At 69.5% G+C, this 14,246-nt stretch carries 14 protein-coding genes; 4 read left to right on the top strand and 10 right to left on the bottom strand.

The genetic code is table 11. From position 1 onward, the window contains the following. Positions 1 to 35: 35 nt before the first annotated feature. From HEB94_RS31295 to HEB94_RS31260, 8 genes are all read right to left on the bottom strand, one after another. Positions 36 to 710 (bottom strand): response regulator, encoded by a 675-nt coding sequence (locus HEB94_RS31295; RefSeq protein ID WP_192753202.1) that lies wholly within the window; start codon positions 708 to 710, stop codon positions 36 to 38. Then, positions 707 to 1,957, bottom strand: a complete 1,251-nt coding sequence (locus tag HEB94_RS31290; RefSeq protein ID WP_192753201.1) for a sensor histidine kinase — start codon at positions 1,955 to 1,957, stop codon at positions 707 to 709. Before HEB94_RS31290 ends, HEB94_RS31295 begins: the two co-directional genes overlap by 4 nt. Then, entirely contained in the window at positions 1,954 to 2,964 is a 1,011-nt protein-coding gene (locus HEB94_RS31285; protein WP_192756780.1) for an acyltransferase family protein, read from the bottom strand. The genes HEB94_RS31290 and HEB94_RS31285 overlap by 4 nt, the downstream gene beginning before the upstream one ends. Further along, complete coding sequence (locus tag HEB94_RS31280) at positions 2,964 to 3,905, bottom strand: D-alanine--D-alanine ligase family protein (protein WP_192753200.1); 942 nt, start codon at positions 3,903 to 3,905, stop codon at positions 2,964 to 2,966. Before HEB94_RS31280 ends, HEB94_RS31285 begins: the two co-directional genes overlap by 1 nt. After that, positions 3,902 to 5,065, bottom strand: a complete 1,164-nt coding sequence (gene alr, locus HEB94_RS31275) for an alanine racemase (RefSeq protein ID WP_192753199.1) — start codon at positions 5,063 to 5,065, stop codon at positions 3,902 to 3,904. Before alr ends, HEB94_RS31280 begins: the two co-directional genes overlap by 4 nt. After that, on the bottom strand, positions 5,062 to 5,688 hold the full coding sequence (locus tag HEB94_RS31270) for a M15 family metallopeptidase (RefSeq protein ID WP_192753198.1): 627 nt from the start codon (positions 5,686 to 5,688) through the stop codon (positions 5,062 to 5,064). The genes alr and HEB94_RS31270 overlap by 4 nt, the downstream gene beginning before the upstream one ends. A gap of 209 nt (positions 5,689 to 5,897) precedes the next feature. Next, a complete protein-coding gene (locus HEB94_RS31265) occupies positions 5,898 to 6,455 on the bottom strand; it encodes a copper resistance CopC family protein (RefSeq protein WP_192753197.1) in 558 nt (185 codons plus the stop codon). Then, positions 6,452 to 7,189: an SDR family oxidoreductase gene (locus HEB94_RS31260; protein WP_192753196.1), complete on the bottom strand. Its 738-nt coding sequence runs from the start codon at positions 7,187 to 7,189 to the stop codon at positions 6,452 to 6,454. Before HEB94_RS31260 ends, HEB94_RS31265 begins: the two co-directional genes overlap by 4 nt. A 249-nt stretch (positions 7,190 to 7,438) precedes the next feature. Here HEB94_RS31260 and HEB94_RS31255 point away from each other — a divergent pair, with 249 nt between their 5' ends. Then, positions 7,439 to 8,842, top strand: a complete 1,404-nt coding sequence (locus HEB94_RS31255; RefSeq protein ID WP_192753195.1) for an IS1380 family transposase — start codon at positions 7,439 to 7,441, stop codon at positions 8,840 to 8,842. A 180-nt stretch (positions 8,843 to 9,022) separates the two neighbouring features. Then, positions 9,023 to 9,454: a hypothetical protein gene (locus HEB94_RS31250; RefSeq protein ID WP_192753194.1), complete on the top strand. Its 432-nt coding sequence runs from the start codon at positions 9,023 to 9,025 to the stop codon at positions 9,452 to 9,454. Between the two features lie 58 nt (positions 9,455 to 9,512). Here HEB94_RS31250 and HEB94_RS53780 read toward each other — a convergent pair whose 3' ends face one another. Then, positions 9,513 to 10,115, bottom strand: coding sequence for a helix-turn-helix domain-containing protein (locus HEB94_RS53780; protein WP_192753193.1), 603 nt, complete (start codon positions 10,113 to 10,115; stop codon positions 9,513 to 9,515). A 27-nt stretch (positions 10,116 to 10,142) separates the two neighbouring features. Beyond that, complete coding sequence (locus HEB94_RS31240) at positions 10,143 to 10,439, bottom strand: hypothetical protein (protein WP_192753192.1); 297 nt, start codon at positions 10,437 to 10,439, stop codon at positions 10,143 to 10,145. Positions 10,440 to 10,541: 102 nt separating this feature from the next. Here HEB94_RS31240 and HEB94_RS31235 point away from each other — a divergent pair, with 102 nt between their 5' ends. Both HEB94_RS31235 and HEB94_RS31230 read left to right on the top strand, forming a co-directional pair. Beyond that, the gene (locus HEB94_RS31235) at positions 10,542 to 12,479 is read left to right on the top strand and encodes an ATP-binding cassette domain-containing protein (protein ID WP_192753191.1); all 1,938 of its coding nucleotides are present in this window, start codon (positions 10,542 to 10,544) and stop codon (positions 12,477 to 12,479) included. 32 nt (positions 12,480 to 12,511) lie between these two features. Continuing rightward, complete coding sequence (locus tag HEB94_RS31230) at positions 12,512 to 14,053, top strand: ATP-binding cassette domain-containing protein (RefSeq protein ID WP_238361685.1); 1,542 nt, start codon at positions 12,512 to 12,514, stop codon at positions 14,051 to 14,053. The last annotated feature ends 193 nt before the right edge of the window (positions 14,054 to 14,246 follow it).

Below are 14,246 nucleotides of genomic sequence, written 5' to 3'. Positions count from 1 at the left end.
AAACCCGCGATCGACCTTCGGCGCGGGAGCGGCCGTCAGGAACGACCTTCGACCAGGCCGTGTTCGTGCGCGAAGACGACGATCTGTACCCGGTCGCGCAAGGCGAGCTTGCGCAGGATCGCGCCCACGTGTGTCTTGACCGTCGACTCACTCGCGAAGACCAGGCCGGCGATCTCGGTGTTGGACAGGCCGCGTGCGACGGCGGTGAACACCTCACGTTCCTTGTCGGTGAGCGCGAGGTAGTTCTCCGGCAACGGAACGCGCGAGCGGTACTGACCGTCGAGCAGGGCCGCGAGGTCCTGGGGTGCGAGGACCGCGTTACCGGCGTGCACCGTACGGATCGCGTCGCACAGCAACGCCGGTGTGGTGTCCTTGAGCAGGAACCCGCTCGCGCCGTAGCGGATCGCGGTGGCGGCACGGTCGTCGAGGTTGAACGTCGTCAGCACCACGACCCGGACCGGCTTGACCCGTCGTTCCACCAGCTCGGGCAGGAAGATCTGCCGGGTCGCCTCGACACCGTCCATCTCAGGCATGCGGACGTCCATCAGCACCACGTCGGGGGCGAGTTCCTCGACCAGCCGGACCGCCGCCAGCCCGTCCCCGACCGAGCCGACGACCGTCATCCCGTCCTGGGCGTTCACGATCACGCGGACGCCCTCGCGGAACAGCTCCTGGTCGTCGACGAGAAGCACCCTGATGTCGTCGTTCATCGTCCTCCTGCCCGGACCGGCACCCACGCCGTGGCGGTGAACATCGGTCCGAGCCCTCCCTGTCCTCGCTGTGGTTCCTGTTCGCGTCGTACGTGGAGGCGCCCACCGACCGACTCGAGCCGCCTTCGCATGCCCTCCAGGCCCTGGCCGCCAATCGGCTGCGCCGCGTCGAGCGCGTCCGGCTCGCCGATGGCGTTGCGTACCTCGATCCGCAGTTCGTCCTCCCAGCGCCGCTCGATCAGCACGGGCTGGTCTCGACGACCGTGCTTGATCGCGTTCGTCAACATCTCCTGCAGGACACGGAACGCCACCACCTCGAGTTCGGGTGGGAGCGGTCGCCGGGTCCCGACCTCGGTGCTGACGACCTCGTGGCCACTCATGCGTACGCCGTCGACGACCTTGTCCAGGCCACCCGGAACGGCGGCCGGCTGCGTGGTGTCGGAAAGGACGTGTCGCACGTCCCGCAGAGACGAACGCGCTGCGGTCGCGATGTTGGCCATGGTGCTCTTGAGCGCCTGCGGATCGGCGGCGTCGAGGTACTGGGCCGACTCGGCCTGGGCCAGGATCACCGCCAGCGAGTGGCCAACCACGTCGTGCACGTCGCGGGCGAGTCGGGTCTGCTCGTCGCGAAGCCTGGCGATCTCCTGTGCCTGCGTCGAATCCCGTACCGCCTGGGCCGCCACCTCCTCCGCGGCCATCTGCGAGGCCCGTGACTCCCGGGCCCGGTCACCGAACCGGAACGCGAGGCCGGCCAGCCACGGCGTACCAAGGGTGAGCATGCCGATACTCGCCACCGCGACGGGGAAGGTGAACCCGAGCTCGCGGACGCCACGGACGAGAATCGGGTTGCTCAGCAGATGGCCGAGGCCGTTGAAGCGGCCGAGGACCTGGGCGTCGACGATCACGATCATGGTGGCGGCGGGGATCGACAGGCCGCTGAGCCAGAGTGTCGCGGCGCTTCCCCAGCGGGCGGTGCCGAACGCCACGACCCCCACGGCGAACTGCACGAACATGACCTGGATTCCCCAGAGCAACTGCACGCCGCACATCGCCCAGAGGAGCGCCAGCGCCGCGGACGGGAAGCGGCGGCACAAACCCGCGGCGACCGACATCCCAAGCGTCACGAACGCCTGTGGCCGCGGCCCTTCGTAACTCCTGAGGGCCGAGATCTCGAAGAGCCCGAAGAACGCCACGACCGCGGCGACGGCCACGTCCGGCAACCAGCCGCGCAGGTCGGTACGCCTCATGTCGTGAGCCGCTGCCCCTGCCATCGACGGGCCAGGGGTTGTTCGACGTACTTCCAGCTCAGCGCCGCGGCGGCCAGGGTGAGGCAGGCCGCGAGCAGGCCGCTGCCGACCGGGACGTAGGGACGCAGCCAGATGGTGAGCGGGTAGTTCCACAGGTACGCGGCGTAGGAGACCGTGCCGATCCACACCATCACGCGCAGCGCTGGTGTGGTCACGTCGGTCCAGGTACGCCAGGCCAGCACGAGGACCGCGGTGAGTACTGCGATGGTCGGTCCTCCTGCGAGATAGGTGAGCGCGTGACCACGGATCGGTACGACGCTCAGCGCCGCCAGCCCGGCCAGGGCGAGGGGAACCGCCCACCGCGGGAGCGCCAGCCGATCACCGTGCGTTCGGACGGCCGCTCCGATCACGAAGCATCCGGCCCATGAGGTCGGCAGCGAGTAGGCCAGGTCGGGAGCCTCACGCAGCCACAGCACGGTCATGGCGCAGGCGAGCATACAGGCCGCGCCCGCCAGAACCAGTGCGGCACCGACCCGGCGGCGGACGAACGCGAAGGCCAGGACCGTCGGCCAGAGCAGGTAGAACTGCTCCTCCGTCGCGAGCGTCCACAGGTGGAACGTCGCGTCGCTCGGGTGGCCGAACGGCAGGTTTCCGGTCCAGGTGAGCGCGACGAGCACCGTCTTCGGTAGCTCGCCCCGGTCACCGATCGGGTCGAACGCGAGCGTCACCACGACCACGGCCGCCATCAGCACCAGTAGGGGCGGGACGAGCCGGCGGACCCGCCGGGCGTAGAAGCGGCGCAGGTCCACGCGCCCGGTCCGTTCGAGTTCGTCGACGAGCAGACCCGTGATCAGGTAGCCGGAGAGGGTGAAGAACATCACCACACCCACGACGCCCGCACCGGCGAACGGAGTGGGCAAGGCGTGCCGCGCGAGCACCAGCCCGACCGCGATCCCCCGCAGCAGGTCCAGCCCCGCGACGCGCCGGCTGGGCTTGCCGGGCCCCATCACCCGGTCAGCGCGTCGCGGACCAGCAGGTCGAGGAGGTCCGCGTACGACGTTCCTGCGGCCGCGAACATCTTCGGCACCTGGGAGTGCTCGGTGAAGCCGGGCATGGTGTTGACCTCGTTGAGCACCGGACCCTTGTCGGTCCAGAAGAAGTCCACCCGGGCGACACCGGAACACCCCAGCGCGTCGAACATCGTGACCGCCGCCTCCTCGAGCGTCTTGCGCTCGACGTCGGCGAGTTCCGCGGGGATCCGGAAGTCGGCCCCGCCGCCGTACTTCGCGTCGAAGTCGAAAAGGCCGTCCACCACGATCTCCAGCGCGGGAGCGACCAGGTGGGACCCGTCCGGCCGACGGAGGACGGCCAGGTCGATCTCCCGGCCGGTCACGACGTCCTCGACCAGCACCCGGTCGTCCAACGCGAGGGCGGCGTCCAGCGCGGCGCTCAGCCCGGACGGCTCCCGGACCAGCGAGACGCCCTGGCTCGAGCCGGACGCGACCGGCTTCACCACGACCGGACGGGTCCAGGCGTAGGTCGGCGCGGTCGCCGCGGCGAGCAGGACGGCCGGAGCCGTGGCGATACCAACGGCCTCGGCCACCAGCTTGGTCGCCCACTTGTCCATCGCGAGGGCGCCGGCCCGGACGCCGGATCCGACATAACGGACGCCCGCGAGTTCACACAACGCGGCGAGGGTGCCATCCTCCCCGTGCGGACCGTGCAGCACCGGGATCGTGACGTCGCAGGTGCGCAGCACCTCGACCGCGCCGGCCAGGCCGACCGGGCGCTCCTCTCCCCCATACCAGTCGCCGCTCCGGTCGATCCGCAGCCGTACGACGTCGTACCCGGCCTCCTCGAGTGCGGAGGCCACCGCCGCCGCGGAGGCGAGGGACACCTCGTGTTCGCTGTTCTGTCCGCCACCGATGACGGCGACTCGGGTCCTCATCGCATGCTCCGTAGTCCGCTGGTGTGTTCGGTTCGAACGTCTCGACGCACCCGGGCGCCGATCCCCGTGACGATCTCGTGCTCGATGGTGCTGGCCCAGCCAGCCCACTCGGCGACGGTGGGCTCGCCCGCGTCCCCCGGGCCGAAGATCGTCACCGGCTCGCCGGGGGGAACCGCGTCCTCGCCGAGGTCGACCACGATCTGGTCCATCGAGAACAGGCCCACGATCGACGCGCGGCGCCCGCGCACCATGACCTCGGCCCGACCCGACGCCGCGCGCGGCAGCCCGTCCGCATATCCGAGCGGGAGCAGGCCGAGGTTCGTCGCGGTGGGTGCGGTCCAGGTGTGCCCGTAACCGACGGGGGTGCCGGCCCGGACCCGGCGCACGCTGACGACCGGCGCGGTGAGGGTCAGCGCCGGTCGCAGGCGGACCGTCCGGGACGGGTCGATGCCCACCAGACCGGCCCCGACGCGGCACATCGTGTGGTGGGTACGCGGGTCCGTGAGTGTCGCCGAGGTGGCGGCGAGGTGGCGCGTCCGGGGTCGAAGGCCGGTCGCGCGTGCCGTCTCCAGGCCCCAGGCGAAGCGCCTGCGACCCGCGGCGTTGGACGGATCCGTGGGGTCGTCGGCACATCCGAGGTGGCCCATCACACCGACGACGTCGAGGAGGCCGCGCTGCTCCGCCTGGCGCGCCGCCCGACACAGCTGGGCCCACTCATCCGGAGGGGCGCCGTCGCGAGCCATGCCGACGTCGAGCTGGAGGTGGACCCGCGCGCGCGTCCGCCCCGCGACTCCGCGCAGGATCGCCTCGAGGTGCTGGTGGCTCGGTACGGCGAGGTCGACGTCCGCCGATACCGCCGACTCGAAGTCCGCGTCCACCTGGTTGAGCCAGCTGAGCGCCGGGGCCCGCAGCCCCGCCTCGCGCAGCGCGAGAGCCTCCTCGATGCTGGTCACTCCGAGCTGGGTGGCGCCGTGCGCGAGCGCGGTCCGGGCGACGTCGACGGCGCCGTGCCCGAAGCCGTCCGCCTTCACGACGGCCATCAACGCGGCGTCGGTCCGGGCGGTGAAGGTCCTCGTGTTCTCGGCGATCGCGGAAAGGTCGACCAGCAGCGTCGGTCCACTGACACGCGGCAGCTCCACGGCTACCGAAAGTGCGCTCATGCGGCGACCTGGTGGGCGCTGATCGGCCCGTACAGCGCGGCCGGAGCGCCGGTGCTGAGCGCCCAGTAGCGGTCGCCGTAACTCCAGTGCCACCACTCCGTGGGGTAGTTGACCAGCCCGACGCTGGTCAGGGCGGTCGCCAGCAGGTCACGGTGTGCCCGGGCCTGGCCCGTCACCTGCGGCGCGTCGAAGTAGCAGGCTCCCCCGCTCTGCTCCGGTGTGGCGTCGATCGGAGTACCCAGGTCGAGCTCGCTCCCCTCGTGGTCCACGAGAGTGAGGTCGACGGCCGCACCCGCGACATGCGGCGCCACCGGTACGGGAGCCACGTATCGGCTGGTCAGCGTGAGGAGCTCATCCGCTTCCAACTCGGGACGGGCGGTGAGGAGATCGGTGGCGTACGCGGTGATGATCGCGCGCTGGTCCTCGATCGTCCGGTGTCCCTCGACCACCCGCAGTCCGACACCGACGGGGAGCCGGCCACGGGCCAGCATCAGCCGCTGCGCCAGGGACGCCCGTACCAGCGCTCCGGCTGGTCCGAACGCGGCCGGGAGTTCGACCAGCGGCTCCCCGTCGTCCTGGACCGGAATCGCGCCGACCCGGGGGTCGCAGAGAAGGATCGTCATACCGGCACGCTACGAACCGCGACCCTTCGCCGGCCTCCACCGAAGGTGCCGAAGGTTTGTCCTTGGGGATGACACGTCCCTTAGGTGGACGTCTCGGACAGCCACCCAGTGCTCCGCCGTCCCAACGGTCCGTTATCCCCACGCTCGGATTCCGCCGGGCGCGGCCCCGACGCTCGGCCGCGCCCGCTGGGGTGGCCGCACCCGGAGTCCTAGGTCGGCGACCGATACGTCGTGACCAGGACGTAGCCGGCGAGCGCCACGACGACGCCCACGAACGCGAACGAGGCGCCGCGCAACCACCGCACCCCGTCGGCGGTGACGACGGCGTTGAACGGATTCGAGTCCCCGGGCACGGCGCCGACGGTGAATCGGAGGACGCCATGCAACGGTGCGCCGTCGGCGGCGACGGCGTTCCAGCGCGCCTGGTAGTCGCCGTCAGGCATTCGCGGGTGGACCCGCTGACTCAGGGTCGGGGCGTCGACGCTGGCCGGCCCCACCGCCCAGTTCCGGCCGGCCGAATCCTCGACCACGACGGCAGCTCCGGCCTCACGGAGCCCCGAGCTGACCTCGACCCGGACCTCGACCGGCGGCGAGGCGAGCCGCTCACCCGCCCGTGGGGTCGTGGCCTCGACGGCTCCGTGCGCCCACCCGGTCGATGCGCCGACGGCGACGTCGACGCAGAACACACCCGCGAGCGCGAGGACGCCGGCGGCGAGGCGAAGGGGCCAGGTCCCGGCCATGGGGGGCGTCGTACGGGATCGGGTCATCGGTACTTCTCCTGCAGGTAGCTCTCGAACGTCTTCGTGCCATAGCCCGGTCCGGGCACGAGGTTGGCGCCGGCGTCGTACGCGGCGAAGAACCTGCCGGGAAGGTGGACCATCACGGCGGGGCGTCTGCTGCCGGTCGCCTGTTTCCAGAAGGTGTGCAGGTCTCGCATCGAGTGCTGCTCCGGTCCGCTGATGTCGTCGACCCGTCCCTGCGGGGCTCCGACCGCGAGTTCCGCGAGCCTCCTCGCCACGTCCTCGACGGCGATCGGCTGCACACGCCAGCGTGGGACGAAGATCATCGGTAGCTTCTGGACGCTGAAGATCATGTCGATCAGGGAGTGGAACTGCGTCGCGCGCTGGATCGTCAGCGGCACTCCCGAAGCAAGGGCGATCCGCTCGATCTCAACGCGGTCCCGATAGAACCGCAGCGGCGTCTCGTCGATACCGACGATGGAGATCAGGACGAGGTGCGCGACCCCGGCGCGTCTCGCGCTGTCGGTGAGATTCCTGGCCATCTCGACGTCCTGCCTGCCGTTGGTCGAGGCCAGGTGGACGATGGTGTCGACCCCCTGTATGGCCTCGTCCAGGCCGCGGCGGGTGCGGAGGTCATGGGCGACCGCTCCCGGGCCACCGGACCGGGTCAGGCCGAGGACGTCGACTCCGGCGGCTCGCAGAGCGGCCGTCGTGGGCCGGCCGAGTTGGCCTGTCGAGCCGGTCACAAGCAGCTTGCTCATCGTCTCCCTCGTACCTCGTGCGTGTGGAGAGCCCCGTGGGCCCCGTGACAAGGACGAGACGGCCCGGTGTTTGGTGACAGCGCGCGGGTCAGCGTGGGTGTCACTCCTGGCCGCGCTGTCTCGTCCTTAGCCTCAATCCGTGGACCGGGTGAGTGGGCCCTCGGCGCGGTAGCAGGGAAAGTGCCTTCTGGATCGGGAGAATCTGGAGTGTCTAGATCCTGATCCAACCCGATCCAAAAGGCACTGAGAGTGAAACTACCGTACGGGTGGTCGCGAGCCACGCCGGTGTTCGATGATCAGAACCTGGTGTCGTGTGCGGGCCTGGTGCCGGTGATGGCGTTGGCCGAGCGGGCGGGCCTGTCGGAGCTGGTGGACGAGCGGGTCGCGATCCGGACCACGACGGTGAGGTCGGCAGCGGCCAACCCGGCGGGCAAGCTCACCTCGATCATTGCCGGGATGGCTGCCGGCGCGGACTGTATCGACGATCTGGATGTGATCCGCTCTGGTGGGATGCGCCGGCTGTTCGGCGGGGTGTACGCGCCGGCGACGCTTGGCCAGTTTCTGCGGGAGTTCACCCACGGCCACACGCTGCAGTTGGCGTCGGTCGCGCGGGCGCATCTGGTCAACCTTGTCCAGGCCAGCGGGCTGCTGCCCGGTATCGAGGATCAGGTGTTCATCGACATCGACTCACTCCTACGCCCGGTTTATGGGCATGCCAAGCAGGGCGCGAGCTTCGGGCACACCAAGATCGCCGGCCGGCAGGTGCTGCGCCGGGGCCTGTCACCGCTGGCCACCACGATCAGCACCAGCCAGGGCGCGCCGGTGGTGGCCGGGATCCGGCTCCGCGCCGGACGGGCCGCCTCGGGCAAGGGTGCGGCGAGCATGGTGGCCGAAGCGATCGCCACCGCCCGTGTCGCCGGCGCCAGTGGGGAGATCTTGGTGCGGGGCGACTCGGCGTATGGCAACCACGCCGTGGTCGCCGCGTGTGTGAAAGCAGGGGCGCGGTTCTCGGTGGTGCTCACCAAGAACCCGGCAGTGACCGCTGCGATCGCCTCCATCCCCGACGACGCCTGGACCCCGGTGCACTACCCCGGCGCGGTCACCGATCCCGACACCGGTGAGTTGATCTCCGACGCCGAGGTCGCCGAGACGGAGTTCACCGCGTTCACCTCCACCAAACACCCGGTCACCGCCCGGCTGGTCGTGCGCAGGGTCCGGGACCGCGCCCGCGAGGAGGAGCTGTTCCCGGTATGGCGTCACCACCCGTTCTTCACCAACAACACCGAACCCACCGCGCAGGCTGACATCACCCACCGCCGGCACGCGATCATCGAAACCGTGTTCGCCGACCTGATCGACGGACCCTTGGCTCATCTGCCCTCAGGCCGGTTCGCCGCCAACAGCGCCTGGGCGATCTGCGCAGCCATCACCCACAACCTGCTCCGCGCCGCCGGCACCCTCACCAGCCCCCGCCACGCCGCCGCCCGCGGCGCGACCCTGCGCCGCCACATCGTCACCGTCCCCGCCAGGATCGCCCGCCCCGGGCGCCGGAGAGTCATGCACCTACCCGAGCACTGGCCCTGGGCCCAACACTGGAAAACCCTGTGGCACAACGTATTCAGGCCCGCAACCGGCCCGCCACGCGTCGCCTGAAACTAGCCACCCGCCGCCAAGGCCCGACCGGAGACCAAAGGAAAGCTGGGCAGACCAGCAGGCCCGCCTTGCCCACCCACCACCAACCGCGACCCACCCACAACCAAAACCATCAACCCAGCGAGTCCACGGATTGAGGCTTAGGTGTGAGGATCTCCCAGCGGCACCAAGGAGTACACCGTGACCATCACCGTTCGCATCCTTCTGGCCATCCTCTTCGTCGAGGCCGCCGTCGTCGGAGCATGGAACGCGTTGTCTCCGGAGACCTTCTACCTGTACTTCCCCACGGTCGATCTGACGCCGCCCTTCAGCGAGCACTACGCGCGCGACTACGGCGAGGTGATGCTGGGAATCGCGGTGGTCCTCGGGATCGCGTTGGTCAAACCCTTGGCCCATTTCGTCTTCCCGGCGGCTGTCGCGTACTCGATGTTCTCCATCCCGCACTTCTTCTACCACCTGGAGAACATGCAGAACGCGAACGTGGGACAGGCGATCCTGCTGACGACGGGTAACGCGGTCGTCGCGGTCATGGGGCTGCTGATCATCGCGCTCACCGCCCTCCGTGACCGGAAGGCGCAGCGGTCGACGACGAGCGTCAGCCAGTTCGGCTAGCGGGGCGACGGGCTCGACGGGCTCATCGTCAGATACGCGCGTGAGCCTCCACCGATCGCTATCGGGCCTCGGCTTCGGTGAGGCGAAACGCCTCGCGGTACCGCTGCGGACTGACGCCCACAAGCCGGCGGAAGTGCGGGCGTAGCGTCACTCCCGTGGACAGCCCGACCTGGCTGGCAACGGCGTCGACCGAAAGGTCGGTGTCCTCCAACAGCCGTTGTGCCTGAAGGATCCGTTGGCCCAGCACCCATCGCATCGGCGAACTACCGGTGGCGTCGCGGAAGCCTCGGTCGAAGGTGCGGCGGGTGAGGTGCGCGTGCCGGGCCAGCTGGCCCACGTCGAGCCGGCTGCCGAGGTTCTCGAGGACGTAGCCCATCACGTCCGCCAGGTCGGGGTCCTCGTTCCCGTCGGGCACTGGTTGCGCGATGTACTGTGCCTGTCCACCGCTTCGCAGTGGAGGGACCACCATGCGCCGTGCGATCGCCGTCGCGGCCCGCGCGCCCCAGATCCTTCGTACGACGTGCAGGCAGGCGTCGATGCCGGCAGAGGTTCCCGCGCTGGCGACGACGTCTCCGTTGTCGACGTACAGCACGGACGCGTCAACCTCGACCTGCGGATACAGCTCCGCCAGCACCCGCGCGCAGAACCAGTTCGTCGACACCCGCCGGCCGTCGACGAGCCCGGTGGCTCAGAGGACGAACGCGCCCATGCACAGGCTGACGATCAGCGCGCCGTCGTGGTGCGCCGCGACGATCGCGTCAAGGACGTCCTGCGGAGGGCGTTCGTGTGCGTCACGCCAACTGGGGATGACCACGATCCCGGCACGGTCGAGGTCGTCGAGCCGGTTGGGTGCCTCTATGCGGATGCCGCCAGTGGTGGTGACCGGGCGGCCCTCGGTCGCGATCGGGAGGAGATCGAACTTCGGTGCGTCGTTGATCGTCCGGTCGACGCCGCCCCACCGCCGCTCAGCTGAGCCCTGCTGCAACCGATGGAACCCCGTACCGGCGTCGACGGCACTGAGCCGGACAGTGCAAGGGGAAGTCAAAAGCGCTGGCTCATGATCCTCAGCCACTGCTAGCTTTCGCGCGTGGACGTTCCAGGCTCATCTCTGCTGGTCACGTCGTTTCGTCGTACGGCTCTCTACGGCAGGGTGCTGTGGGCGTCCGCTCCAGCCCACTCGTCAACGGCCTTGGCATTGGCCGCCGGCTCGGCCGCAGTCGCGACCGGCGGCGTCCTGGCGACCGGCCAGTTGGTTGGAGCCTTGCACCAGGCGATCGCGAAAGAGGCGTCGCCGGCCGCCACCGAAACGGTGTGGTTCTGGCTGCTGCTCACCGCCGCCGCCCTCGTCGCCTCCCCGATCCTGACGTCGGCGACGGCGGCGCTGGCCCAAGCGATCTCCGCCCGCTACCTCCGTACAGTCCATGACATGGCGATGGACGCCGGGACCGCGCCGCACGGTGTGGCGCACCTGGAGGACCCGGACTTCGCCGGTCGGCTCGATGCGGTGATCAGCGCTACCCGCGAATGGGACTTCACCGCCGGAATCGAGCTCACCTGGTCGATCGTCCGTACTCGGCTCACCGGGCTGGGATCGCTCCTCGTACTGATGACGTGGCGTTGGTGGGCACCCTTGGTCGTTGCCAGTTCCTACGTCCTGTTGTCCCGGGTGTTCAGCTGGTGGGTGAGCAGGCAACACGACGACATCCTCGACGTCTCCGGGGACGAGCGTCGCCGCGCGGCCTACCTGCGTGGACTGCTGACCGGTGCCGGACCGGCGAAAGAGGTCCGCCTGTTCGGCCTGGCAGGCTGGCTGCTGGAGCGGTACTCCACCACGTGGAGACACGCGATGAGTCTCGTCTGGCGCAATCGCCACCGTGGACTGGGGATGGTGATGATGGCGGAGGCCGGGATGCTCGCCGCCAACGGACTGGTGCTGGCTCTGCTCGCTCTCGATGCCTCGGCTGGCGTGGTGTCGCTCGCGGCGATCGTCACGCTGGTGCAGGCGATCCTCGCGTTGGAGGCCTTCGGTCCGCTGGGCGACGAGCAGATGGCGCTCGGCCGGTCGACCGCCGCGACGTGGGAGCTGGTCCGGTTACGAACCCAGCTGGGGCTGAGGGAGCTGCCGGATCCATTCGACGAGACGCCAACACAGGCGTCATCACCTGAACCGGGGATCCGGTCAACTGCCGCGGACATCGAGCTTCGCGATGTGACGTTCACCTACCCGGCGCAGGAGAAGCCAACGTTCACGCGACTGTCGTTGACAGTCCCGGCCGGCCAGGCACTGGCCGTCGTAGGCGAGAACGGGGTGGGCAAGTCGACGCTGATCAAACTGCTGTGTGGCCTGTACGCACCGGACTCCGGGACCGTCAGGATCGACGGCGGCGATCCCGCCGCCGATGACTCCGTACGGCGCCGGATCGGCGTCATCTTCCAGGACTTTGTCCGCTACAAGTCGTCGCTGCGCTGGAATGTCGGGCTCATCTCGTCGGCGCCTCAGGTCGACGACTCGGCCCTGGCCAAGGCGCTGGAGGACGCGGGTGGCTCAGAACTCCTGGAGCGTCTCGAGAACGGCTGGGACACCATCCTGTCACCGGAGTTCACCGGTGGCACCGACCTGTCCGGAGGCCAGTGGCAGCGGGTCGCCCTGGCCCGTGCGCTCGCTGCCGTCGCTGGCGGGGCCGGGATCATCGTGCTCGACGAACCCACAGCCGCGCTCGACGTGCGCGCCGAAGCGGCTCTGTTCGATCGCTTCCTCGAGGTGACCGCCGGAATGACCACGCTGCTTGTGAGCCATCGACTCTCCAGCGTTCGCCATGCTGACCGCATCATCGTGATCGGCCAGGACACCATCGGACGGGGCCGCATCGTCGAGGACGGCACACACGGCCAGCTCATGGCCGCGAACGGCGCATACGCGCGGATGTTCAGCCTGCAGGCGCGGCGCTTCGCCGCCGCGGGCGCCGGCTGGCCCGAACAGGGCGAGCAAATGGCGGCCGACGCCGGACAGGTGTCGAGGCAGTGAGGGCCCTACGAGGCATCGGAATCGTGCTGGCCATGTCCGTGCGTGTCAGCCCCTGGCAGACCTTGGTCTGTCTCCTGGAGGCGGTTGGCAAGGTCATCGGGCTGCTCCAACCCCTCTACCTGGCGTGGTTCGTCGACGGTGCGGTGCGATCCAACACGCCGCAGATGGTGCTCGCCGTGAGTGCCTTCACCGCATCGATCGGCCTGAACTGGATCCTGCAGATGGCAGGTACGACCGCGCGGGTCAACCAGATGGAACGCGTGGGCTTCGCGTTCGACAAGGAGATCGCCCGCATCACGGCGAGCATCCCGACACTGGATCACCTGGAGTCCCCGCGTTATCTCGACCGGCTCCAGATCCTGCGTGATCAGCAGACGGCTCTCGGCGGGGCGTTCAACATGTTCGTCAACACGTTCAACAGTCTGCTCACCGTGGCGGGCACGATCCTGCTCGCCCTGACCGCAGATGCGAGACTGCTGCTGCTCGTTCTCGCCGGCCTCCCCACCCTCGTCGTGACGCGATGGATCTCGCGCTGGCAGGCCGCGGCCGAGAAGTCCTCGGCCGAACCGGGCCGTCTGGCCTCCCACCTGCTGGCCCTGGGCACCTCACCCACCGCGGGTGCCGAACTGCGCGTGTTCGGAATCCGCCGGACCACGCGCGCCAGACTTGCCGACGCTGTGACCGCTTGGCGCCAACCCGCCGTGCTGCTGGCGATCCGCACGAACGCACTCCAGGGCGCGTGCGCGACATTCTTCTTCCTCACTGCCGCAGCGGTCCTGGCCTGGATGGTCAGCGACGCACTCGTTCGGGCCGTACCTGTCAGCGCGCTGGTCCTGGCCGTCATGCTGGCAGGCCGTCTGCAGAACGCCGGACAGTCCGTCCAGTGGGCCATCGCCAGCTTCACTCGCATCGCCCGCATCACGGGCCAGTTCCTCTGGCTGAACGACTACGACCAGCAGGTCCGTGCCGCAGGCTCCGGAGTCAAGGCCCCTCCCGCCCGGTTCGAGAATGGGATACTCCTGGAGCACCTGACGTTCAGTTATCCCGACGCCGACACGCCGGCCGTCCGCGATGTCAATCTCCACCTGCCGGCTGGCGCGGTGGTCGCGCTGGTGGGCGAGAACGGCGCCGGGAAGACGACACTGGTCAAGCTCCTCACGGGTATGTACCGACCTACGTCGGGCCAGATCCTGCTGGACGACACCGACCTCGCCGCGCTCGACATCGACGCGTGGCGAGCCAGCACCGCCGGAGCGTTCCAGGACCATGCGAAGCTGGAGCTTCGCGTCCAAGAGACCGTTGGCGTGGGCGACCTACCGCGGGTCCACGACCCGGCCGCGGTCCACGACGCGCTTCGCGGCGCCGCGAGTGAAGACGTTCTTCAGGTGCTCCCCCAGGGTCTGGACACCCAACTCGGCAGCTCCTGGACCGGCGGCGTCGACTTGTCCGGTGGCCAGTGGCAACGCCTGGCGATCGCGCGCGGCATGATGCGCTCGCAACCGCTCCTGCTCGTTCTCGACGAACCCACCGCCGCACTCGACGCCATCACCGAGCACCGACTCTTCGAGCGCTAGATCGCGGCCGCCGGCGAGGCACGGGCTCGTGGCGCGGTCACCCTGCTGGTCACCCACCGCTTCTCCACGGTTGCCGCCGCCGACCTCGTGGTCGTCGTCGACCAGGGAGCCGTCGTCGAAGTCGGCACGCACCAGGAACTGACAGCGGCCGAGGGCCAGTACGCCGAGCTTTACGCGCGTCAGGCCCGCGGTT

This window comes from Actinopolymorpha pittospori (assembly GCF_014873875.1).
GTDB classification, from domain to species: Bacteria; Actinomycetota; Actinomycetes; order Propionibacteriales; family Actinopolymorphaceae; genus Actinopolymorpha; species Actinopolymorpha pittospori.
This window is presented reverse-complemented; position numbering and strand designations above follow the sequence as displayed.